Origin of the sequence: Streptomyces changchenzhani, assembly GCF_039766235.1 — a bacterium.
GTDB lineage: Bacteria > Actinomycetota > Actinomycetes > Streptomycetales > Streptomycetaceae > Streptomyces.
In genome coordinates this window covers 535,870-559,331 of record NZ_JBDHNH010000003.1, presented here as the reverse complement: position 1 = coordinate 559,331, position 23,462 = coordinate 535,870, and the positions used below count along the sequence as shown (strand labels likewise).

Sequence of the window (23,462 nt, the reverse complement as noted above, 5' to 3'; positions counted from 1 at the left end):
ATGACGGTGTGTCTGCTGTCCGTCAGAGCCCACCGCCTGAGAATCTGCCAGCACGACCGAGACCGAGTGGGAATCCGACAGCTTCAATGCGACAGGACACCGCTCGACGGGGCCCTCTTCTCCCGAAGCTGCCACGAAGTGACAAGTAGCTCATCGTGTCGTTAGGGCCTTGGCTTCCGTGTGGGGCGCAGGAACTCCCTTTTCGCTTACACGGTCGGATTCTCGTCCCGCCCCTGCTCGAGCTCGGCCGGAGTTCCCTCGGCCTCCAACTCGGAGATCCTGCGATCCATCTTCTTGTCCTCGGTGTACTTCCGGTACTTGTTCACCCCGTACGCCACCCCCGAGGCCGCAGCGACGCAGGCCATGTACGTGACCTGCGCCCGGTAGAACGCCCTTAGAGCATCAGGGCCGCCGTGTTCTCCTGCTTCCTGAGTAAGCCTTGTCCAGGCGTTGCCCATGCGCCCATTCCCATCTCCGAGAAAGCCTTCGGCTTCGCGTCGCTCCGATTGATGCTGCGGAGCCCGCCGCAGCTGGACGCTACTGGCCTCCGGTGCCCACTGACCGCCACTTCGCGCATCTGGGGAAGCGGCAGGCGGTCCGCCGGGCGCCGGACGACCCAGCAGCCATACGCGGCGAGGTGCTGTGCATCACCGAGCGCCTAACACAGATCGTTGCCCAGCCTGACGCGCGCAGCAGGCGCACTCGGCACCCTCTTCACGCGGGAAACGACGCCGGCGGAGGCCTACCCGCCCGGTTCACCTCCGCTCGCGCGGGAAGTCGGATCTACCGAGTGGCCCAGGACCGCAGGCGGGCGGCGGTGGCGTAGGAGTCCAGGCGCAGGGCTTTGATGTCGTCGATCAGCTGGATCTACTGCTCCTGGGGGGGGGCGGTGGCACTCGCGCCGGAGGCTTCGATGTATGCCACAGCGACCGCGTAGCCGTACAGCTCGTTGCGGGCGGGCAGCGGTCGTTGCAGGACGATCGTGTCGAGCAGTGCGGCCGCCCGCCAGTAGAGGTCGGGCTCGCCGACGTCCAGGCGCGGTGTGTTCACCCGGTGCCTGGCCACAGCCGCGACGAGGACCGAGTAGTCGTGCACGGCCAGGTCCTTGCCCAGGACGCGTTCCTGTCGGTCGAGGAGCCACCGGACATCGATGTGCAATTCCAAGATCAGGCCGCCCGGCGGCCGGAAATGCAGCCGGACTTCCAGTCGGCGCCCGGCAACGGGCCGGTCCGCGAGATGCCGCTGGTAGTAGCAGTGCACCCGAAACGATCGCAGGCCGCATTCAGGACAGGCCGCCGTTCTTCCGCGGGCACGAGCGGCCACCAGCACCTCGCCCTTGGTAAGCACCAGCTGGACAACCTCAACATCCGCACCAGGAAAGAGCAGATCGGCAACGCTCACAGTCCCATCCACAAGGGAGTGATTCCCCAGAGCCGTCCAACCGTCGCCCCCAAATCAGCGACAGAGCCCGGAAAGTGATCCAGAACCACTTTTCACCCGTCGCCGACAGCCCAGCCAGTCAGCTGACCGAGGGCAAGTCGTCACAGGCAGGAGAGCATCGGAGTCTTTGGTGGAAGAGATCCGGTGTGACGTGGACACTGCCGGATCTCATGCTGAGCACTCCCGTGTCCGGCCCTGATCTGCGGCCGGGCTGGGCGGGCGAACCGAAGTGGGACGGGTTTCGGGCGTTGGTCTCTGTTGACACGGGCCGGGTGGTGCTGCGCTCCAGGCGCGGCACCGAAATGGGGCCGGCGTTTCCGGAGATCGTGGCCGAAGCCGTGCAGCTGCCGGACGCGACCGCGCTGGACGGCGTTATGTGACCTGTACCGGCGTCTCAGACCCCGGATGCCTCAGGCGGCGCTGGGACGCGACGCGTTCGCCACCGATGGTTCGGGAGCCGAAGGAGTAATAGAGCCGCGGCCGTCTGTGCGGCACAGATAACCTGCGCGAATGAAGCGGATTCAGCGGGCCGCCGGCGTGATCGTCGGCTCAGCGGTGGGTGACGCGCTGGGTGGCCCCTTCGAGTTCGGTCCCCAGGGAGCGTTCTCCGCGAGGTTTCCCGCGCCTGGTGCCGGTGACGAGATGTGCGGAGGCGGTGGCTGGGACCCCGGCGAGGCGACCGACGACACGCAGATGGCCCGGGGTGGACTGAATTTGCCGGACATCTTCGCCCGCTTCCAGCGGTGGGCAGCATCAGAACCGAAGGACATCGGCTTGCAGACCGAAGACGTCCTGACCAACGGCATGCCCTGGGACCTCGCCGCCGCGATCCATTTCCAGGTCAACCAGCGAGCAGCGGGAAACGGCTCCTTGATGCGGGCATCGACCTCCGCGGTCCACTTCGCTGCCGCCGGCCAGGAAGCCACCATGGACGCGGCCCGCCGGATCGCTGCCCTGCCTCACGGTGACCGCGCGGCTTGGGAAGGCACCGCGATCTTCCACGAACTCATCCGCGTCACGTTTGAGGACGCCGACCCTCTCACCGCGCTCCCGGACATTCTGGCTCATGTCCATCCCGACCACCGCGGCCGTTACGCCACCGTCCTCGCGCCTGACTGGCACCCCGATCAGGCGACCGAGTTCAACGGTGCCGTCTGGCCCTGCCTGGGCTCCGCCGTCTGGGCCCTACGCACCACCTCCAGCTTCGAGGACGCGATACGCGCGGCGATCGACCTCGGCGGTGACACGGACACCGTCGCTGCGGTGACCGGAGGCCTCGCGGGGTCGTACTTCGGGCTGGATGCAATCCCCGCCCGCTGGACCCAGCCGCTCCATGTCCCCCTCCCAGGATTCGACGGACGGGTGCTGCACCTAGCAGATCTGCTCCACCTTGCACACCGCCTCGGAGGCTGAACCGGGTGCGTCTCGATGAGCTCGGTCTGGAAGCCGTCGGGCAACGCCTTGAGCCGGATCAGGCAGTGATCGAGTGCCGGCACCCAGCCGCGTTCACCGATTAGCGGCCAGCACTGCCGCGAGGCCCTCTTGCAGGTCCTTGACGAAATACTCGGGAACCTCCAGCGACGGGAAATGTCCCCCGTTTTCGGGCGACCTCCATCGCACGATCTGTCGGTACCGCTCCTGCGCCCAGGGGCGCGGACACTTCTCGACGTCGCGGGGATACATAGTGAGTGCTGACGGGACGTCGACCCGAAGTTCGGGGTCCAGCGAGTTGTGGCTTTCGTAGTAAATGCGGGCCGCCGATGCGCCGGTCCGCGTCAGCCAATACAGGGAGACGTTGTCAAGAACTCTGTCTATGGAAATTGTCTCGAACGGGCTGTCTTCGGTGTCTGACCACTCGGCGAACTTGTCTAGGATCCAGGCAAGAAGCCCGATCGGTGAGTCGACGAGCGAGTAGCCGATGGTCTGCGGTCGGGTCGCCTGCTGCTTCGCGTACGCCGCGCGGTGGCGCCAGAAATCGCGGGTTTCCTCGGTCCACTTGCGCTCGACCGCCGTCAGCCCGTCCGTCGTCAATTCGGGCGGTCCCTCCGCGAACGTTGTGTGGATGCCGAGAACATGCGCCGGGAACCTGCCACCGAGAACCGTGGTGATATTACCTCCCCAGTCGCCGCCGTGGGCTGCGAACTTGCTGTAGCCGAGCCTTCCCATCAGTTCCACCCATGCGGCCGCGATCTTTTCGGTTCCCCACCCGGTGGTGGCCGGCTTGTCGCTGTAACCAAAGCCCGGTAGCGACGGGACCACGACGTGGAACGCCGGCGCGTCTGCATCTTTCGGATCTGCCAGCTCGTCCACTACATCGATGAACCGAGCAATGCTGTCTGGCCAGCCGTGCGTCAAGATCAGAGGAGTGGCATCTGCGCGCGCGGACCGGCGATGCAGGAAGTGGATTCCCAGATCATCAATGGTCGTGCGGAACTGGCCGATCCGGTTAAGGCGCGCTTCGAACGACCGCCAGTTGTACCCGGTGCGCCAGTAGTTCACGACATCGACGAGGTCGGCGAGAGGAACGCCCTGCTCCCATCGGTGAGGATCGGGCGCGGCGCGATAGACCGTCTCGGCCTCCGGCAGTCGCGCCGCGGCCAGTCGTGCGCGCAGATCGTCGAGGTCAGCGTCGGTTGCGTGGGCTTCGAATGCTTGCACGTCGCTGGTTGGACGGGGCATGAGACCTCCTGGCCGTCGTGGAACCGGCTGCGAACTAGCGCGAACCGGCTAAGGCGGTTCTACCTGCCTTCATGCCAGCGCGCAACCGGCTAAGGTGGTTCCATGTGTGCTGGGTTCCCTGACTTCCGCCTCGGTACCGTGCTAGCGACCAGCTTCACGGGGACTCTGTCGGAGCGTCATGGCAACGCTGTGGAGCGCATTCCGACGCCGCACCGACTCATCGACTGGCTGGCAGAGAACGGCCTCGCCGTGGACTCCTGCACCACTGCCCAGCTCGACCTCGCTCGGGAACTGAGGGAGTCGATTCACGCCGCCGCGACAGCGGCCGCGATTCAGGACGCTCTCCCTGCGTCTGCTGTCCAAGTCATCAATGACTGCAGCGCTCAGGGGCGGGCCGCGGCGATCCTGACGCCCGAGGGCAAGCGGCGCTGGCGGCTCAGCTCGGCTTCCTGCGTGGAAGATGCCCTCAGCGTGATCGCCGCCGACGCGATCAGCATCATCGCAGGCGAACGAGACGGAAAATTGGCCTTGTGCGCATCGCCAACCTGCCAAGCCGCCTTCTTCGACACCAGCCAAAGTCGCAGCCGCAAATGGTGTGACATGAACACGTGCGGGAATCGTCAGAAGAAAGCGCGCTTCAATGCCAACCAGCGCAAAAACCCCAGATCAGCGGAGTGATCATCACCTCGGTACATCCAAGTGGGCCCCACGCCTGCGACACATCTGTCGCGTTGGGTGCACCCCAACGGCACCACTAGTACTGCAGCCGGACTTCGGTGTAGGTCCTGGTCATCGGGGTTGAGCGTGGGGATTGTAGCGGGGTGGTGCCGGGTGCGGGGCGGGTTCTCGCGGCTTATCCCGCGAAGGTGTGGCCCCGCCGTGTGTAGTGACAGCGGCGGGCTCGAGCCTGGTGTCGGCGGCGCCATCTCGACCAGTTCACCGCGTGGTTGCCCTGTCGAGCAGGACGCGGGCGGGTAGTTGCCAGTAGACGGCGGATCTCGGCTGGGGTGAGGTCCACGAGGTCGGGTGTGTCGGGGGCGGCTCCCCCTTTTGCCGTTCCTGGGTGGCGGTGACGGCCAAGAACGCGTGGGCGAGCATCGCGAGGGTGATGTGCCGGTTCCAGCCGACGTAGCGGCGGACTTCGTACTGGTCCAGGCCGCATTCGTTCTTCGCGCTCTGGAAGCATTCCTCGATCTTCCAGCGGCATCCGGCGATCCGCACGAGATCAGCGACGGTGGCGTCCAAGGGGGCGGAGGCGAGGAAGTAGGCGAGCTCGTCGGGCTTGGTGATGCTGCGGCGGGCGAGCATCCAGCGTTGCCGGGTCGGCTCGCCACCGTCGAACTCCCAGACCGCTGGCAGGCGGGCGCCAGCCCAGTCGTAGAGCCGTGGCCCTTTGGCGCCGTCGCCGCAGGACAGCCGCTGCCACGCCTCGTCGGGGGCCTGGCCGATGAGTTGCTCAATGCGCGGACCGTGGACCTGCTGGGACTTCGGCACGGCCACGACGTAGGGCAGTCCGGCGTCTTCGAGGAAACGTCGGAAGCGGGAGTCCTGCCAGTAGGCGGCGTCCGCCGCGACCCAGGCGACGGGCAGCGGCGAGGCAAGAGCCCGCAGGACCATGGCGCGGGCCAGTTCGTTCTTGGTCGCGAATTGGCGGTGTGGGGGGATGCGGGCGGCGTGGCAGCGTTCGGAATCGTCGGTCCAGGACTTGGGTAGGTATAGCTCGCGGTCGACGAGGGCGTGACCGCGGGTGGTGGCGTAGGCGGCGCAGACGCCGATCTGGCAGTTCTCGGTGCGGCCGGCGGTGCCGGATTATTGCCGTTGCACCCCGGCTGAGGTGATGCCCTTCTTGACGAAGCCGGTGTCATCAATGATCAGGATGCCGTCGTCGGCGCCGAGGTGTTCGGCGACGCAACTCTGCAGGTCGTTGCGGATCTCATCGGCCTCCCATCGGCTCTTCGCCAGGAGGTGCTGCAGCCCGTCAGGGGTGGAGTGCCCGGCGAACTCGGCCAGTTGCCAGGAGTTTACCTTCGACACTTCGACGTCCCCGACGGGAACTCCTGTCCTATGGATCTTCACGATCCAATGATCAGGGTGTCCACGATCAAGGGGTAACGCCCACGCGACCTCCGCCTCGCACGCGACCTGCGACAACAGGCATGATGAGCACACAAGTCCCACGCGCCGCACCACCACATCCCGTGTGTCCCGGAGTGCCCCATGGGCCGCGGGGCCTGGAGGTCAGATACGTGTCACGTCAGCTACTCACCGTCGCCGCGGACGGAACGGGGGATTTCCGTACCGTCGCGGAGGCCGTCGCGCGGGCCCGTACCGGAGCGGTCGTCAGTATCGCGCCGGGGCGGTACGCGGAGGCCGTGACCGTCTCGGCGGCGATCACCCTGACCGCCGCCGAAGGGTCGGGGACGGTGGAGTTGGCACCCCGGCGCGGGACGGCGCTGACCTTCACCGGTGATGCGGTGATGGTCAGTGACCTGGTGCTGCGCGGCCACGACGACGAGCTGCCGGTGGTCGACGCGCCGCGCGGGCAGATCGCGATGGACCGGTGCGAGGTGCACGGATCCTCCTGGGCCGCGCTGTTCGCACGCGGCAGCGGTTCGCTCGCGCTGCGCCAGTGCCGGGTCAGCAATCCGGCCGGTGCCGGGGTGGTGTCGACGTCCGCCGCCGAGAGTTTCCTGGAGGACTGCGTCGTGGAGCACCTGGGCACGTCGGCGGTGGTGGCCGGGGAGCACGGGCGGATCACCGTACGGGGCAGCAGGCTGCGGGACACCCGGGGCAACGGGGTACTGACGAACGGTCAGGCGCACGTGGTGCTGGAGGACTGCGAGATATCCGCCGCCGACAAGCCGGGCGTCGCCGTCGAGGAGGACAGCACGCTGCGGATGGTGCGCGGCACGGTGCGCGAGAGCGTGGTGGGCGTGTACGTGAGCTCCACCGGGCCGAGCGTGCTGGAGGAGGTGTGCGTCAGAGACACGACGGGGCACGGGTTCGTGCTGGGGAGCGGGAGTTCTCCCGCACTGAGCGGCTGTAGTACGGAACGGACCGCGGGGCACGGCCTGTTGGTTACCGAGCGCAGCCGGGGCACTTTCAAGGAGTGCGTGTTCGCCGCTGCCGCGGACGCCGCGGTGCGGGTGAACGGGTTCTCCTCGCCGGTGCTGACCGGGACCGTCGTACGGGATGCGAAGGCGGACGGGGTGCTCCTCGACGAGGACTCGGCGGCGGAGTTCGACCGGCTGGAGGTACGGGACTCGGGCGGCGCGGGGATCGTCGTGCGCGCCGGTGCGAACCCGCTGCTGCGGCGGGTGGCCGTCACCCGCTCCGCCTCGAACGGGGTGGAGGTCGCCAAGGACGGGCGGGGGCGGCTGGAGGACAGCGTCGTCGAGGAGTCGGGCGGCTCCGCCGTGCACGTCTCGGGGCACGGCAACCTGTACGTCGGCGGGAGCACGCTGCGTACCAGCGGGGAAGCGGGTGTCCACGTCGGCGCGCTCGGCACGCTCACCCTGCGCGACACCTCCGTCGAGGCGGCCGCCAAAGCCGGCGTCCAGGTGGAGGCCGAGGGCGAGTTGTCCGCCGTGCGGGCGCGCATCACGGGTGCGGGCGAACACGGTGTCCTGGTAGCGGCCGGCGCGCGGGCCGCCCTGAACGCGTGCGAGGTGACCGGCTCGGGCGCCGACGGCGTACGCGTCGAGGGCGCCGACCCGGTGTCGCTGATCGGCTGTACGGTACGGGACAACCGGGGCAGCGGGCTGCGTCAGGCGGTGCCGGGCGACCGGCTCGCGGTCGAGGTCCTGAACAGCGTGGAGAACGGTACGCCGGACGCCTGGGGCAGTGCCGCGGGCGCGGAGGCGGCGGGGGACGGGCGGCTGCCCGGCGGCGCTGTCCCCGCCACTGCCGAGCCGGAGAAGGGCACCGGTCCGGTGGCCGAGCTGGAGTCGCTGATCGGTCTTGAGGACGTCAAGCAGCAGGTGCTGACCCTGATCAACCTGAACCGGCTGGCCCAGCGGCGCGCCAGCCTCGGCATGCCCGCCCCGCCAATGAGCCGCCACCTGGTGTTCGCGGGCCCGCCCGGCACCGGCAAGACGACGGTGGCCCGGCTGTACGGATCGATCCTGGCGTCGCTTGGGGTGCTGCGCTCCGGGCACCTGGTGGAGGTGTCGCGGGCGGACCTGGTGGCGCAGATCGTCGGCGGCACCGCGATCAAGACGACCGAGACCTTCAACAAGGCGCTCGGCGGGGTGCTGTTCGTCGACGAGGCGTACACGCTGCTGTCGGACGGCGGGGGTTCGGGCGCCGACTTCGGGCGGGAGGCCATCGACACGCTGGTGAAGCTGATGGAGGACCACCGGGAGGACGTGGTGGTCGTGGCGGCCGGATATCCGAAGGAGATGACCGACTTCCTCGCCTCCAACCCCGGTCTGGCCTCGCGTTTCACCCGTAGCGTGGAGTTCACCGACTACACCTCGGACGAGCTGGTCACCATCGCCGAGCGGATGTGCACGGGGCACCACTACGAGCTCGATCCGGCGGCCCGTACCGCACTGCGCGCACACTTCGAGTCCATCCCGCGCGATGCGAGTTTCGGCAACGGGCGCACCGCGCGCAAGGTCTTCGAGGAGATGGTGGACCGTCAGGCGTCCAGGCTGTCAGAGCTGTTGGAGGCCAACGAGCGCGATCTCGCGGTGCTGACCGCCCAGGACGTGGGGGTGACGGCGTCCACCGAGCGCACCGGCGACGACGATCCGCTGTTGCGGCTGGACGCGCTCGTGGGGCTCGCGGCCGTCAAGCGCGAGGTGGGCGACCTGGTCAATCTGCTCACCTCCGCACGTCGGCGCGCGGCGGCCGGACTGCCTGCCCCGCGCATCAGCAACCACCTGGTCTTCGCGGGGCCGCCCGGCACCGGCAAGACGACGGTGGCCCGGCTGTACGGTGAGCTGCTGGCTTCGCTGGGGGTGCTGCCGCGCGGTCAGCTGGTGGAGGTCTCGCGCGCAGACCTGGTGGGCCGCTGGGTGGGCCACACCGCGCAGTTGACCCGAGAGGTCTTCGAACGGGCCCTCGGCGGTGTGCTGTTCATCGACGAGGCGTACACGCTGACCCCGGCCGGCGGCAGCGGGTCCTCCGACTTCGGGCAGGAGTCAGTGGACACCCTGCTGAAGCTTATGGAGGACCACCGCGACGAGATCGTGGTGATCGTGGCGGGCTACACCGAGGAGATGGAACGCTTCCTCGGCTCCAACCCGGGACTCGCTTCCCGCTTTCCGCGGCACGTCGAGTTCCCCAACTACTCCTCGGACGAGCTGGTCACGATCGTGCGCCGGCACGCGGTGGACAACGGCTTCGAGTGCGCGCCGGGCGCGGCCACCGTGCTGCGGGCGCACTTCGACAGCCTGCCCAGGGGGCGTACGTTCGGCAATGCCCGGCTCGCGCGGCAGACGCTGGAGCAGATGATGACCCACCAGGCGAGGCGTCTCAGCACAGTCGCCGCGCCGTCCCTGGACGATCTGCGGATGCTGCTGCCGGAGGACCTGGTGGGACCGCGCTGACGCGACACGCAACCCCTCTGCCCTACGCACCGAAACGAGGAACAGCCCCATGCGTCGCCCCACCACCGCCCTGCTGCTCGCCACCGCCCTCGCCGCCCTGCCGGGACCGCTCGCCGTGGCGGACGACGGGGGCCCGGGGAAGGTGGTGCTGCCGGGAATGCCCGAGCGCCTGCCCCCACAGCAGCAGTGCACGACCTTCAAGGGCCACGCCACTTCGGACGCCCCGTGGACCCGCAACTCGCTCGCCCTGGACCAGGTGTGGGCCCTCTCGCAGGGGCGAGGGGTGACGGTCGCGGTCGTCGGCACCGGAGTGAGCGACGCACCCGCCGTGCTGGCGGGCCGGGTCGAGGCGCTCGGCGACGCGGGCGACGACTGCGTGGGCCGGGGCACCTTCCAGGCGGGACTGATCGCCGGGGCGGCGACGCCCGGCCAGGGCTTCGCGGGCGTTGCGCCGCAGGCGAGGATCCTCGCGGTACGGGGCACGGGCAGCCGCGGCGAACCCGACCCGGCCCGGCTGGCGGCCGGGGTGCGGGAGGCGGCGGAGGCGGGCGCCAAGGTCATCACCGTGACGGCGCCGATGGACGGTGCGGACAAGGCGGTACGGGCCGCGCTGGCCGCCGCCGCCCGCAAGGACGCCCTGGTGGTCGTACCGGCGGCGGCCGACAGCACCCCGACGGCGACCACGGGCAAGGCAACCGCCGCTCCCGCGCCGCCGCAGGGCGCGCTGGCGGTCGTGGACACCGGCCCGCAGGGCACCCGCCCGGACACCGCACCGCCCTTCACCCGCACCGACCTCACCGCGCCGGGCGACGCGCTGGTCGGCCCCGGCCCGGTGGGCGACGGCAAGTGGACGGGTTCCGGCTCCTCGCTGGCGGCGGCGGTGACGGCAGGCACGGCGGCCCTGGTCCGCTCGTACCAACCAGAACTGACGGCGGCTCAGGTACGCGAGCGCATGCTACGCACCGCCTATCCGGGCGACCTGCCCGCGCTGGACCCGTACGGCGCGGTGGCGGGCGTCACGGCGGGCACCGCACCGGCGACGGCCTCGCACGGCGATCCGGTACGGCTCCCGGCCGCCCCGGACACGGAAGGCGCCCGCGCCACGGCGCTGCTCGTCACGGGCGGCGCGGTGGGAACCATGCTGCTGGTGGCGTTCCTGGCCGTGATCCTGCCGCGCGGGAGGGCTCGGAGGTGGCGGCCGGGGCGGCTGGGGCCGGAGGGTCAGGGGACGGGCTGAGCCCTGATCCCGTCGGGGGTGCGCGACGTTCGACCGACGCCGCCCCCGCCACGGGACCGGACTCGCCACCCACCGTAGGCCCCCCGGGGCGACGTCAGGCCCCCTCTTCTCCCTCCACCTCCGTCGGCAGCGCCAACTGCACCAGCGCCGCCTTCCGGCGGGCAATGCGCAGGGCGCGGCCCGGCGGCAGGGTGCGGGGCTTGACGCTGTCGAAGACGTAGCCCTCAGACGGCGGGCACGACAGTTGGAGGGCCGGGGAGTTGACCTCCTGGAGCTTGCGCATCAGGGGGTCCATGCGGGACGCGCCCGTCGAGGCCCTGGCGACGACGACGTGGAGGCCGACCTCGTACCCCAGGGGCAGATGGGGCAGCAGTGGTTCGAAGGGGCCGTTGAAGGCGGAGCCGACCATCTCGTAGTCGTCGACCAGCACGAACAGCCGCGGGCCCGTCCACCAGTCGGCCCGGCGCATCCGGGCGGGCGAGATGTCCTCGCCCGGTGCGCGGACGACCATCGCACGGGCGACGCCGTCGACGAGTTCGCGCAGCGGGTCCGCAGCGACGGCGTGGCCGAGGCGGTAGGCCTCGGGGACGGCCTCCACGAGTTCGCGGCGGTAGTCGACCACCAGGATCTGGGCCTCGTCGGGGCTGTGCGCGGCGATGATCTGCTGGGCGATCAGGCGCAGTGCGCTGGTCTTGCCGCTCTCCGTGTCGCCGACCACCATCAGGTGCGGGCTCTGTTCGAAGTCGTGCCACACCGGCGCGAGTTCCGCCTCGTCGAGGCCGAGGGGGATGCGCAGTGCCCGGTCAGGGACGACCGCCGGGAGTTCGGCGCAGGTGAAGCTGGTGGGCAGCATGCGGACCGGCGGGGCGGACGGCGCGTCCCAGCTCTCGGCGACGGCCTCGACGAGGTCGGCGAGCGCCTCGGTGAGGTCTTCGGCGTCCTCCCCGCCGTCGATGCGCGGCAGCGCGGTGAGGAAGTGCAGCTTGTCGGGGCTCAGGCCGCGTCCGGGTACGGCCGGTACGGTGCCGGCCTTGCGGATGTCGACACCGGAGTCCATCGGATCGCCCATCCGGAGCTCCAGCCGGTTGCCGACCTGGTCGCGCAGCGCCGAGGAGAGTTCCACCCAGCGGGACGTGCTGATCATCAGGTGGACGCCGTAGTTGAGACCGCGGGTGGCGAGGCCGTTGAAGACGGCGACCTCGTCGAACATGTCGTTGCGTACGGTGGACCAGCCGTCGACGACGAGGAAGACGTCTCCGAGCGGTTCGTCGGGGTACTGTCCGGCCGCCCGCCGCTTGCGGTAGGTGGCCATGGAGTCGATGCCCTGCTCCTGGAAGAACACCTCCCGCCGGTTGAGCAGCGAGGTGACCTCGGCCAGGGTGCGGGAGATCCGCTCGGTGTCGAGGCGGCCGGCGACTCCGCCGACGTGCGGCAGCCCGGCGAGGCCGAGCAGGGCGCCGCCGCCGAAGTCCAGGCAGTAGAACTGCACTTCGCGCGGAGAGTGGGTGAGAGCGAGTGAGGTGATGAGGGTGCGCAGGACGGTGCTCTTGCCGCTCTGCGGGCCACCCGCGACGGCGAAGTGTCCGCCCGCGCCGGAGAAGTCGACGGTGAGCAGTTCGCGTACCTGCTCGAAGGGCTTGTCGACGATGCCGACGGGGACGCGGAGCTTCCCGCGGTCCGGGGAGCCGGCCGTGGTGAAGCCGAAGTCGGGGTCGGCCAGCAGCGGGGGCAGCAGTGCGTCCAGGGTGGGCGAGGCGTCGAGCGGCGGCAGCCACACCTGGTGGGCGGGCGGGCCGCTGTCCCGCAGCCGCTCGATGGCCAGCGCGAGGAGGGACTCGCCTGTGTCGGGCTCGACGGTCACCGGGTCGGGTGCGGCGGGCAGGGTGCGCGGCACCACCCACCCGGTGCCCCACGGCACCACCTGACGGGCGATCTGCGCCTGCTGGACGCTGCCCCGCCTGGCTTTGTAGGAGCCGGATACGTACGCGGCGCGGAACCGGGTGAGGGCTTCGACGCCGCTCTTGAGGTAGCCGCTGCCGGGGCTCGGCGGCAGGTGGTAGGCGTCGGGGACGCCGAGGACGCCGCGGCTCTCAATGGCGGAGAAGGTGCGCAGGCCGATGCGGTACGAGAGGTGACTCTCCAGTTGGTGCATGCGGCCCTCCTCCAACCGCTGTGAGGCGAGCAGGAGATGGACTCCGAGGGAACGGCCGAGGCGGCCGATCATGACGAAGAGATCCATGAAGTCGCGGTGTGCGGCGAGGAGTTCGGAGAATTCGTCGACGACGATAAAGAGCGAGGGCAGTGGGGCGAGCGGGGTGCCGGCCGCGCGCGCCTTCTCGTACTCAAGGACCGAGGAGTAGTTGCCGGCCCGCCGCAGGAGTTCCTGACGGCGCATCAATTCGCCGTGCACGGCGTCCTGCATGCGCCCGACGAGGGGGGTTTCCTCGGCAAGGTTGGTGATGACGGCGGAGGTGTGCGGGAGGGTGTCCAGTCCGAGGAAGGTCGCGCCGCCCTTGAAGTCGATGAGGACGAAGTTCAGGGTCTCGGAGGAGTGGGTGAGGGCCAGGCCGAGCACCAGGGTGCGCAGCAGTTCGCTCTTGCCGGAGCCGGTGGCGCCGATGAGCATGCCGTGCGGGCCCATGCCCCCCTGTGCGGACTCCTTGATGTCGAGTTCGACGGGCATGCCGTCCTCGCCGACGGCGATCGGCACCCGCAGCCGCTCGCGGCTCTCCAGCGGCCGGTTGAACAGCCGCTGCGGGTCGTGGCGGCGCAGGTCGGATATGCCGAGCAGGGTGGTGAGTTCGGTGTCGGTGGCGAACGGCTGGGCGGCGACCGTGCCGCCGCCGAGCCGGTACGGGGAGAGCCGGGCGGCCAGGGTGCGGGCGGCGAGCGGGCCGAGCGCGTCGGGCTCGCCGAGCAGGGTGGACTGCTCCTTGCGTTCGCGGTCGGTACGCACCAAGTGCAGGCCGTCGTCCTGCAGGCGCAGCCGCAGGGTGCCGCGGGCGGGCTTCCAGGCGAACGAGCCGGTGAGGTCGACGACGACGGTGTTGCGGTAGCCGGGGCCCTCCAGCCGGTGGCCGCCGGGGACGGATCCGCCGTCCACGACGATCACGGTGAACGGTTCCTCGCGGCCGGGCGCGGTCTCCGGGTCGAAGGGCGGACGTTCGGTGAAGTCGGCGCCGAGCAGTTCCTCCAGCTCGGCGAGTCCTGCGGCGACGGTACGGGCCGTGCCCGCACCGTCACGCTGGTACGCGTGCTGGGCGTGCGGCAGCCACTTCAGCCACTCCCAGTCGGCCCGCCGGGCGTCCGACACACACAGCGCGACGGTCAGTTCCTCCGGGGCGTGGAAGGCGACGAGTTGGGCGATCAGCGCCCTGGTGAGCGCGCGGGCGCGGTCCTCGTCACCGTGCACCAGGATCCGTGACCAGGCGCGCAGGTAGAGGGCGATGGGCTGGTCGGGCACGGTGCCGTAGGCGCGGATGAAGCTGCGCAGGGCGTGCGCGGCGAGCGGTTCGAGGTCCTCGACGGGCTTGGTGGACAGCGGGGCGAGGCGGGTGCCGAGCTTCTGTTCGCCAACGGCGACGCGTACCTCCGCGAAGTCCTCGTCGGAGGGGCGGCGTTCCCACTGCCGGCTGGTGCCGGTGAGCGCCCACAGGGCGGCCGGGTCGGGGTGCCGCCAGGCGAGGGCCTTCTGCTGATCGGCAACGCTGCGGCGGATCTTGCGGCGGGTCTGGGCCAAGTACCGCAAATAGTCGCGCCGTTCCCCTTTGAGCTTGCGCTTGCGCTCGCCCGCGCTGCGGATCAGCTGTCCGACGATCATCGCGACGGACGACAGCAGCATCAGCCCGATCGCGAAGTAGCTGAAGGCCGTGACCTGGCCGGGCCGGATGAACATCATCAGCATCGCGAGCGATGTGAGGCCCATCGGCAGATACATCCACATCGCCGATGTATTGGGTTCTGCTTCCGGGAGGGTGGGCGGCTCCTGAAGGCTGATCTCGCCGTCCGGCATGTCGGGGCCCCGCCGACGGGCGGGGCGGCGGAACAGAACTGTGCTCATGCGGAATTGTCTCCTCGGTCTCGTCGCGCCGGACGCGGCTGGGGAGGCAGAGCAGCCGGATGAAAAGGGGCGGGTTCGTACATGGTATGCACGAACGGGCGTGCGACCTGACGCGAGGTCAAAGGTAGTGTGCGGAGATCGACTTCGGTATCCCGGCCCCTCGGAGAGGTGCGGCCCCGCCGCCATGACAGATATATCCGCCCCCGGCCTGTGCCGGCTCACGGTAAGAACCCCGGAACGGCTCATCGATCTCGCGGTCCCCGCGGACGTTCCGGTTGCCGACCTGTTGCCCATCCTGCTCGACCACGCGGGCGACGACCTCGCGGAGAAGGGCATCGAACACGGCGGCTGGGTCCTGCAACGGCTCGGCGAGAAGCCCCTCGACGAGGAGAGCACGCCCGAGGCGCTGTCGCTGCGCGACGGCGAGACCCTTTTCCTGCGCCCCCGTACCGAGGCCCTGCCCGCCATCCACTTCGACGACCTGGTGGACGGGGTCGCCACCACGATGCGCGGACGCCCGCACGGCTGGGCGGCCCGCACCAGCAGGTGGCTGCTGCGCGGCACCGCCGTGGTGCTGCTCGCGGCGGGGCTGCTGGTGCTGGCGCTGCCGGGCGGTTCCACGGCGGTACGGGCCGCTGTCGCGGCGGGCGCCGGCCTGCTGCTGCTGTTCGGGGCGGCGTCGGCGAGCCGGGCGGTCGGCGACTCGGCGGCGGGCGCGGCCATCGGCGTACTGGTCGCGCCGTATCTGGCCCTGGCGGGCGCGCTGTTGCCCGCGGGGGACGCGGGTCCGCAACTGCTGGGCTCGCGGCTCCTGGCCGGGTCGGCCGCCGCTGCGGGCGGGGCGATCCTCGCGGTCGCCGCGGTCGCCGCGTTCGTACCGCTGCTGCTGTGCGCGGCGGTGATCGCTATCGCGGGAGCGGTATGGGGGGTGCTGATGCTCACCATGGACGTGCCCGCCTCGCACGCGGCGAGCATCGTCGCCGTGCTCACCGTCGTCTTCGGCGGGATGGTCCCCGGCATCTCCTTCCGGCTGTCCGGACTGAAATTGCCCCCGCTGCCCGCAAACGCCGAGCAGTTGCAGGAGGGCATCGAACCGCACCCCAACCAGCGGGTAGTGACCCGCACCGCGCTCGCCGAGGAGTGGATGACCGCCCTGTACACGGCGACCGGCCTGGTCTGCGCGGGCGTGCTCACCGCACTCGTACTGGATCGGCCGAACACCGCGTCCCTGGTGACCTCGGCCGTACTGTCCGTGCTCCTGCTGCTGCACGCGCGCGGCATCGGCAACGTCTGGCAGAGGCCCGCCGTCATGCTCCCCGGGCTCTACGGCCTGGTCCTGATGGCACTGCACGCGGCCGGCGCCCTCACGCCCGAGCAGCGGCCCGCGCTCCTCGCCGCGATGCTGGCGGTCGCCGCGATGGCGGCCATCGCGTCGTGGACGGTCCCCGGACGCCGGATGCTGCCGCACTGGGGCAGGGCCGCCGACATCCTGCACTCCCTGACGGCGGTGGCGCTGATCCCGCTCGCCCTGTGGGTGCTGGGCGTGTACGCCGCGCTGCGCGGCGCGACCGGCTGAGGGGGAGGAGCTCATGCAGTCACGCAAGGACCAAGTCCAGGCCCACATGTTCGTCATGGGGCGACTCACCAGCGGCATGCTGCGCAGCGACCCCGACTCCCCGGAGTCCCCGGTGGGCCGCACCAACCGGGGCATGGCCTGGGGCATCGGCCTCGGCGTCCTGCTCGTCGTCGGATTCCTGCTGTACGGGATGATCTCCCCGGCGGGGTCGAAGGCCTGGCGGCAGCAGTCGGCGCTCGTCGTCCAGAAGGACACCGGCACCCGCTACCTCTACCTCGACGGGAAGCTGCGCCCGGTGCGCAACTACGCGTCCGCCAAACTGATCGCCGCCGACAAACTCAAGCCGGTCTCGGTGTCCGGGCCGTCCCTGGCGGGCGAGCCGCACGGCACCCCGGTGGGCATTCCCGGCGCCCCGGACTCACTGCCCGCCCTCGGCGATCTGGAGACCGGCGCGTGGCAGGTCTGCGCGGAGGAACCCGACCGCACCGGCCCCGACGGCACCGGCCGCCGCCCGGTCACCTCCCTGCGCCTCGGCTTCCCCGCCGAAGGCGTCCTTCCCGGCGACGACCGGGCGGTCCTGGTCCAGGGCCCGGACGGCACCAGACACCTCCTGTGGAACGACCACCGGCTGCGGCTCGGCAAGCACGGCGCGGCCCAGGCGCTCGGCTACTCCGCCAAGACACCGGTACGCGTGTCCGCCGCGTTCCTGGACGGCGTCCCGGCCGGCCCCGACCTGACCGCACCCGAGGTCGAAGGCCGGGGCACGGCGGGCCCGCGGATCGGCGGACGCCCCAGCCGTACGGGCCAGGTGTACGAGTTCGCCTCACCCGGCGCCGCGGCCCAGCACTTCCTGCTGGAGAAGGCCGGACTGCGCGCGCTGAGCGCCCCCGGAGCGGCTCTCGTCCTGGGCGACGACCGCACGGCGAAGCAGGCGTACCGGGGCTCGGTCCCTGCCGCGATCCGACTCACCGCCGACCAGTTGACGCAGCATCAGGCCCCGTCGACGAAGGATCCGGCGCACTGGCCGTCCCGTACCCCTGTCGTACGGGACCCGGGTCCGGGCACCTCGGTGTGCGCCCAGGTCCAGCCGGACGGGGCGGCCCCCCGGGTACGGCTCGCCCTGCTGCCGGCCGGTGAACGGGCGTCCGCCCCGGCGTCAGGACCGGAGATCAACCGGGCCTGCCTGGCCGTGGATGGCCTCGCGGTACGTCCCGGGGGCGGCGCGCTCGTACAGGCGCTGGGCGCGGGGGGTTCGGTGATCGGCACGACGACGTATCTGGTCACGGACGTCGGCGTGAAGTACCGCCTGCCGGACGCGAAGTCGGTGGAACGCCTGGGCCTCAAGGGCGGCCACGCGCAGGCGGTGCCGTCCCGGCTGCTGGACATGCTGCCGACGGGTCCGGTGCTGGACGTGGCGTCGGCGAGCGGTGAAGGGGCCGCTCCGCGGCAGGCAGCCGGTCCGGGACAGGGGTCGTGCGGATGAACATTCAGTAACGGCCTGACGCCCATTCAGCTGAGGGAGCGTCAACTTTCTACCTTTCCGGGCCGGAAGATCAAGCCAGGCTCAGATTTCGCCCCAGAAAATTGCTTGCACCACACCAGCATCCCTAGCATCAACAGACGACTCACGTCACAGTGATCGCTTCTCGCTCTCCAGGAAGGCAGTGCCTGCCATGGCAACTCCCCCGCCCCCCGGCAACCTCCAGACTTCGACCCAGGCCGAGAACGAGAAGGGCTACACCGCCCTCACCAACGTCAAGTCGGGCATCCAGCAGTCCCAGCAGGAGGTCCAGACCACCATGGGCTCCCTGATGTCCGCGTACGGCGGCCAGGACGGCGGCGCCTTCCAGCGGCTGCTCTCCGACTGGAACGGACAGGTCGACCTCATCACGAAGAACATCGGCGAAATGATGCAGAAGCTCCAGGACACCGGTGTGCAGCAGCGGAACACCCAGCAGCAGACGACGGACGCCATCCAGACCAGCAGCAAGTCGAACGACGTCTTCAACCAGCTGACCTGATCCGCCCGCCCGCCCTCCCTGTCCATCTCCCCTTTCCCCGCAAGGAGTTCGCCATGTCCACCCCTCCCGCCGGCTACAACCACTCCAACAAGAGCGACGGCGTCATCCACGTCGAGTACAAGAGCGTGGACCAGGCCGCCGAGGACATGCGCATGCAGACCCAGCGCATCAAAAGCCTCGTCACCGCCCTCAACGAGGAGCTCCAGGGGCTGCGCGGCGCCTGGCAGGGTGCGGACGCGGCCACGTACGCGGGCCTCCAGAACAGCTGGAACAACGCCACGGAAACGCTCGGACAGGTCCTGACCCGGCACAGCGCCACCCTCACCGACATCTCGGACCTGTACCGCAAGCACGAGAACCGCAGCGCGTCGGACTGGGGAAACATCCGCGTCGGCGGATGATCCCGCAGTCGTTCCCGACCTCCCGAGTGCTTTGCCCCACCCGGGCGCTTCTCTACCCCAGCTGATTGCGAGATGTCATGGCGGACCCGACCGATCTGTCGCACCTGGACACGGAAACCCTGCGCAAGTTCGTCGACACCGACGTGGAGGGGTTCGTGAAGGCGCTGATAGATCTGACCACCGACACCGCCAACCCCTATGTGCCCTGCATGCTGACCCTCTCGAATCAGGTCAACAAGAAGGACGGCACCGGAACGGTGCCGAAACTGGGCAAGTTGGGCGCGCCCGAAGGTCCGCTCTCGCCCTTGGTCATCCCTCTCGTCGATTTGCTGAAGTCGGCCAGCACGTCGCTCGCCAAAGTCGAGAAGGACCAGCTCACGCTGTTCAACGACCTCAAACGCGAACTGGGTGCCGTGATCACCGACATGGAGAATACGCAGAAGAAGAATCTCGAAGACATCGAGAGCAAAAAGTTCCTCAACGACCTGCGCACCGTGGACACCGGCCTGGCTCCTCCGCCGAAGACCTGAAGCATCGCCCGCCCTCCTCGTGACCTGCTCCGCACCCACCTCCGCAAAGGGAGAAACGAACCCCCATGGCCGCCGACACAAGTTGGGAATCAGTAGTCAAGAACCTCACCGGCTTCGACGGCGGCACCCGGGTCAACGTCGCCGCCGTCGGCGGTGCGGACGCCAAGGTGGGTGACGGCAGCGAGTGGATGTCCATCAAAATCACCTCCGCAAATACCAGTGCCAAAACGCCCTCCCAGGATTCACCGGGAGCAAAGCTCGGGCGGACCATGAAGTTCTACGGCTTCACGCAGGGAGGCAGCGAATCAATCCCGATCTACACAGTGGAGCTGACTCTTCCCATGTCCTCCTCCAACGGGGCCGACTGGAGCGACGGGGGGAATGCGGGAATCTACGACTGGGGCCACGGCGCGGTTCTCGGGCAGCTGAAGACACTGCACAACACGATCGGATTCGGCGCGGGGTACCGGGACAACAAAGGTGTGAAGGAAGCGGACGCGGTCGATCTCAGGACCTTTCCCGCCACCGCGCTGGCGTTCGACCGGGTCACTCAATACTTCAGCAAGCAGTCCCCGGTACTGGAGAAATGGGTCAAGGATCTCGACGGGGAGTACTCGGCCTACCGCGGCACCGGCGCGGACGTCTTCCGGGACCTCATCGACGCCCTGGGCATCGGATACAAGGACCTCCTGCAGACCCTCTCCTCGACCACGCCGGGCTCCACGTCCATCAGCAACCCTTCGTACAAGTCGAACTCCATCGTCAGCGACAAGATCCTTCAGGCCGAGCAGGCGATCCACAAGGCCGCTGTCTCTCTGCGGACCGCATGGGACGCATGGATCAGCACCAACATGTGGCTCGGGACCGTCCACCTCGACAAGCTCCTCGACGAGGTGGCGGTCTGGCTGAACGAGAACAACATCAGCCGGGTACAAGTAACCCAGAAGGTTGGGACGACTGCTGGCTTCAAGTCGGTCCACGAGAAGTACGGCGACCTGACCCAGGAAGCAAGTTGGAAGGAAATCTCCAAGGCTGCCTACCTGAGCTGGGCGCAAACCCTGGTTCCTCTGGACGCCGCGGCCGAAAGCGCGAAGCAGGAACTTCACCAGGCCCTGGCCAGGCTTTCCACCAACGCCGACTTCACCTTCAAGCCGGGTACCAAAAGCCTCACGGAGGCCAACGCCGCCGACCAGGCAGGCAAGGCCAAGACTGACGCCGACGAGCAACTCAAAAAGGAAAAGGACGACGCCAAGAAGGAGGTGGACCAGCAGAAGGAGGACATGCAGAAGGAGAAGGACGACGCCAAGAAAGAGATGGAGAATCTCAAGAACGGCGGCGGCGACGGCGGTGGCATCAAGCCTCCTCCGCTGGACCCCAACAAGACCGGCGGCAACGAGTTCGGCGGGATCGGCGGCGGCAAGGACGGCGGCGGCGGGCTCGGCGACAACAGTGAGAAGCCGCCCACCACCGGCAAGATCCCCCCGCTCGGCCTCAACGACACCGGCGGCAACAGCGGCGCGGGGCTCGGCGACAGCATCAAGAACCCCGACGGTTCCGTCACCTCCAAGAACCCCGACGGCTCCATGGTCACCACCTTTCCGGACGGCCACAAGGAGGTCACTCCCCCCGGCATCCTCCCGCCCTCCCTCAACCCCAATGGGACGGGCGGCGGTTGGGGCACGGGCGCCGGTGGCGGCGGCGGTGCGGGCAAGACGGTCAAGGGGCCCGACGGCAGTACGACCACGTACAACCCCGACGGCTCCCGCACCACCACGCACAAGGACGGCACGGCCACCACCATCAACCCGGACGGCTCCTCCGTCACCAACAACCCCGACGGCTCCAAGACGGTCCTCAACAAGGACGGCAGCGAGACCATCACGTACCAGGACGGTACGAAGACCACGGTCAAGCCCGACGGCACGACGATCACGCAGTACCCCGACGGCACGTCGACGAAGCTCGCTCCGAACGGCACGCTCACCACCACCGACGCCCAGGGCAACAACACCACCAGTCACCCGGCGGCAGGCTCGACCGTCAAGAACCCGGACGGTTCGTCCACCGTGTACGGCAAGGACGGTGCGACGACGACCACGCACGCCGACGGCACCAAGACCACCGTCGCCGCCAACGGCACGATCACCACGGTCGACCCGGACGGCACGAAGACCGTCTCCCACCTGGGCAAGGGCACGTCGAGCATCACGTACGCGGACGGCTCCGTCGCCCAGGTGGGCCCGGACGGCACCGTCTCGACGACGTACAAGGACGGCAGCACCACCAAGCTCGGTCCGGACGGCACATACACCACGACCGACGCCGACGGCCAGAAGAAGACCGAGCATCTCAACACCACGGGCGGCGCGGGCCCGCAGACCACGCACAACCCGGACGGGTCGAGCTCGACGACGTACCCCGACGGGACCGTCGACAAGAAGCTCAAGGACGGCGGTCACCAGATCAGCTACCCGGACGGGCGCACGGTCACCACCGACGCGTACGGCCGGACCACCGGCACCACCGGCGGCGGCGGCGGCAACGGGCTCGGGCTGGGGCTGGGTCCCAACAAGACCGGTGGCGGTCTGGGGAACTACGACTACTACGACTACCCGGACGGCAAGAGCGGCAAGTCGCCCTTGAACGGCGGCGGTTACGGCGGCGGCACGGGCGGGGACGGCGCCGGCGGCGGCCGGATTCCCCCGCTGGGGATGAACCCGCTGGGCGGCCAGGGCCTCACCCCCGGCGGCGGCATGGGTGGCGCGGCCGGGACGGGCGCGGGCATGGGCGGCGAGCGCAACCGGTCCATGGCTGTGGGCGAGGCGGCGAACGCCCGCAGCAGCCGCGCGGCCCAACTCGCCGCCGAAGAGGCGGCGATGGCGCGTCGGCCCTCCACCAGCAGCTCGGGCGGCCCCCCGATGATGCCCCCGATGGGTGGCGGCATGGGCGGCGGCGCGGGCGGCAACACCCAGAGCGACGAGCGCGAGCGCTCCACCTGGGTGAGCGAGGACGAGGGCACCTGGGGCACGGACGAGGGCGGCGTGTCCGCGGCGATCGGACGATGAACCGGACGATGACGACGAGCCCGGCAGACCTGATCCCCACGAGAACGGCGGAACACTCATGAGCAACCCCATGGAAGAACACCTGGCGGAAGCGCTGGCGGAGTTCGAGGAGACCCGCGCCAAGCTGAGCGAGGCCGGTGCGGCGGCGGCCCGAATATCGGCCACGGTGATGTCCAAGGACCGCTCGGTGGAGGCCACGGTCGGCGCACAGGGCCAGCTGACGAACCTGCGCTTCCCCAGCACCCAGTACCGGACGATGCCCCCGGCCCAGCTGGCGAGCGTACTGATGGCGACCATCGGGGCTGCCCGCACCCAGGCGACCGAGCAACTGATGGACGTGTACAGGCCGTTCGGCCCCATTCCCGGGATGTCTCCCACGGGTGAGGCCTCCACCGGCGGGGACGGATTCCAGGATCTGAACTGGGAGGAGCTGTTCGCGCCGTTGCGCGAGGAGGGGCTGCCGACGCCGCCGGTGAAGGCGCCGTCGGCCAAGTCCTCGGGCGCGCTGCTGGACGAACTGGTCGAGGACGAGGGCGAGAACGGCGCGGCCGGCGTGCGGGACAGGGAGGCCGGGCGATGAGCAGCCTGGACGTCGACCCGGACAAGCTCGAAAAGAGCAGCGAGGACATGGCAAAGGTCGCAGAGAAGATCAAACTGATCCGCGACGACTACCTCGACAAGCTCACCTCCTACCAAGGGTGCTGGGGCGACGACGAGTTCGGCAAGAAGTTCGCCGAGAAGTACCTGAAGGGGGTCGACGCCGCCAAGATGGGTGTCCGGGAGCTCAGCGACGCGCTGTCCGGCAGCGCGGAGAGCCTGAAGGACGCGGCCAAGGACTTCAGCAAGCAACAGCAGGAGATCACCGACGCCCTCGGCCAGCACGGCGGAAGGCGCTGAT

At 69.5% G+C, this 23,462-nt stretch carries 17 protein-coding genes and 1 pseudogene; 13 read left to right on the top strand and 5 right to left on the bottom strand.

The features are described 5' to 3' along the window. Positions 1-206: 206 nt before the first annotated feature. Both ABCR94_RS13725 and ABCR94_RS13720 read right to left on the bottom strand, forming a co-directional pair. Positions 207-458, bottom strand: a complete 252-nt coding sequence (locus ABCR94_RS13725) for a hypothetical protein (RefSeq protein ID WP_347119528.1) — start codon at positions 456-458, stop codon at positions 207-209. A 409-nt stretch (positions 459-867) separates the two neighbouring features. Beyond that, positions 868-1,401, bottom strand: a complete 534-nt coding sequence (locus ABCR94_RS13720) for a hypothetical protein (RefSeq protein ID WP_347119527.1) — start codon at positions 1,399-1,401, stop codon at positions 868-870. Between the two features lie 74 nt (positions 1,402-1,475). Between ABCR94_RS13720 and ABCR94_RS13715 the strand changes: the two genes are divergently transcribed. Both ABCR94_RS13715 and ABCR94_RS13710 read left to right on the top strand, forming a co-directional pair. Next, positions 1,476-1,820, top strand: coding sequence for an ATP-dependent DNA ligase (locus ABCR94_RS13715; RefSeq protein WP_347119526.1), 345 nt, complete (start codon positions 1,476-1,478; stop codon positions 1,818-1,820). 130 nt (positions 1,821-1,950) lie between these two features. Continuing rightward, a complete protein-coding gene (locus tag ABCR94_RS13710) occupies positions 1,951-2,853 on the top strand; it encodes an ADP-ribosylglycohydrolase family protein (RefSeq protein WP_347119525.1) in 903 nt (300 codons plus the stop codon). Between the two features lie 93 nt (positions 2,854-2,946). Here ABCR94_RS13710 and ABCR94_RS13705 read toward each other — a convergent pair whose 3' ends face one another. Further along, entirely contained in the window at positions 2,947-4,119 is a 1,173-nt protein-coding gene (locus tag ABCR94_RS13705) for an epoxide hydrolase family protein (protein ID WP_347119524.1), read from the bottom strand. A 102-nt stretch (positions 4,120-4,221) separates the two neighbouring features. Between ABCR94_RS13705 and ABCR94_RS13700 the strand changes: the two genes are divergently transcribed. Then, a complete protein-coding gene (locus ABCR94_RS13700) occupies positions 4,222-4,797 on the top strand; it encodes a CGNR zinc finger domain-containing protein (protein WP_347119523.1) in 576 nt (191 codons plus the stop codon). A gap of 258 nt (positions 4,798-5,055) precedes the next feature. Here the strand turns inward: ABCR94_RS13700 and ABCR94_RS13695 are convergent. Further along, a pseudogene (locus ABCR94_RS13695) lies at positions 5,056-6,153 on the bottom strand (IS701 family transposase); the annotation flags it as partial. Between the two features lie 212 nt (positions 6,154-6,365). Between ABCR94_RS13695 and ABCR94_RS13690 the strand changes: the two are divergent. Both ABCR94_RS13690 and ABCR94_RS13685 read left to right on the top strand, forming a co-directional pair. Further along, entirely contained in the window at positions 6,366-9,674 is a 3,309-nt protein-coding gene (locus tag ABCR94_RS13690; protein WP_347119522.1) for a right-handed parallel beta-helix repeat-containing protein, read from the top strand. A 49-nt stretch (positions 9,675-9,723) separates the two neighbouring features. Then, entirely contained in the window at positions 9,724-10,911 is a 1,188-nt protein-coding gene (locus tag ABCR94_RS13685) for a S8 family serine peptidase (protein ID WP_347119521.1), read from the top strand. Positions 10,912-11,005: 94 nt separating this feature from the next. On the opposite strand, the gene eccCa is transcribed toward ABCR94_RS13685, so the two are convergent. Continuing rightward, the gene (gene eccCa, locus ABCR94_RS13680) at positions 11,006-14,971 is read right to left on the bottom strand and encodes a type VII secretion protein EccCa (RefSeq protein ID WP_347119520.1); all 3,966 of its coding nucleotides are present in this window, start codon (positions 14,969-14,971) and stop codon (positions 11,006-11,008) included. Positions 14,972-15,155: 184 nt separating this feature from the next. Between eccCa and eccD the strand changes: the two genes are divergently transcribed. The 8 genes from eccD to ABCR94_RS13640 all read left to right on the top strand — a co-directional run bounded on the left by eccD (position 15,156) and on the right by ABCR94_RS13640 (position 23,461). Beyond that, positions 15,156-16,547: a type VII secretion integral membrane protein EccD gene (gene eccD / locus ABCR94_RS13675; RefSeq protein ID WP_347119519.1), complete on the top strand. Its 1,392-nt coding sequence runs from the start codon at positions 15,156-15,158 to the stop codon at positions 16,545-16,547. A 13-nt stretch (positions 16,548-16,560) separates the two neighbouring features. Further along, positions 16,561-18,030 (top strand): type VII secretion protein EccB, encoded by a 1,470-nt coding sequence (eccB, locus tag ABCR94_RS13670; RefSeq protein WP_347119518.1) that lies wholly within the window; start codon positions 16,561-16,563, stop codon positions 18,028-18,030. 190 nt (positions 18,031-18,220) lie between these two features. After that, positions 18,221-18,568 carry a hypothetical protein gene (locus ABCR94_RS13665; protein WP_347119517.1) on the top strand — a complete coding sequence of 116 codons (348 nt, stop codon included), beginning with the start codon at positions 18,221-18,223 and terminating at the stop codon, positions 18,566-18,568. Between the two features lie 53 nt (positions 18,569-18,621). Beyond that, entirely contained in the window at positions 18,622-18,969 is a 348-nt protein-coding gene (locus tag ABCR94_RS13660) for a WXG100 family type VII secretion target (RefSeq protein ID WP_347119516.1), read from the top strand. A gap of 77 nt (positions 18,970-19,046) precedes the next feature. Continuing rightward, entirely contained in the window at positions 19,047-19,499 is a 453-nt protein-coding gene (locus tag ABCR94_RS13655) for a type VII secretion system-associated protein (protein ID WP_347119515.1), read from the top strand. A gap of 65 nt (positions 19,500-19,564) precedes the next feature. Then, complete coding sequence (locus ABCR94_RS13650; protein WP_347119514.1) at positions 19,565-22,564, top strand: AAWKG family protein; 3,000 nt, start codon at positions 19,565-19,567, stop codon at positions 22,562-22,564. A gap of 58 nt (positions 22,565-22,622) precedes the next feature. Further along, the gene (locus ABCR94_RS13645; protein WP_347119513.1) at positions 22,623-23,144 is read left to right on the top strand and encodes a YbaB/EbfC family nucleoid-associated protein; all 522 of its coding nucleotides are present in this window, start codon (positions 22,623-22,625) and stop codon (positions 23,142-23,144) included. Continuing rightward, positions 23,141-23,461 carry a WXG100 family type VII secretion target gene (locus tag ABCR94_RS13640; RefSeq protein ID WP_347119512.1) on the top strand — a complete coding sequence of 107 codons (321 nt, stop codon included), beginning with the start codon at positions 23,141-23,143 and terminating at the stop codon, positions 23,459-23,461. Before ABCR94_RS13645 ends, ABCR94_RS13640 begins: the two co-directional genes overlap by 4 nt. The last annotated feature ends 1 nt before the right edge of the window (position 23,462 follow it).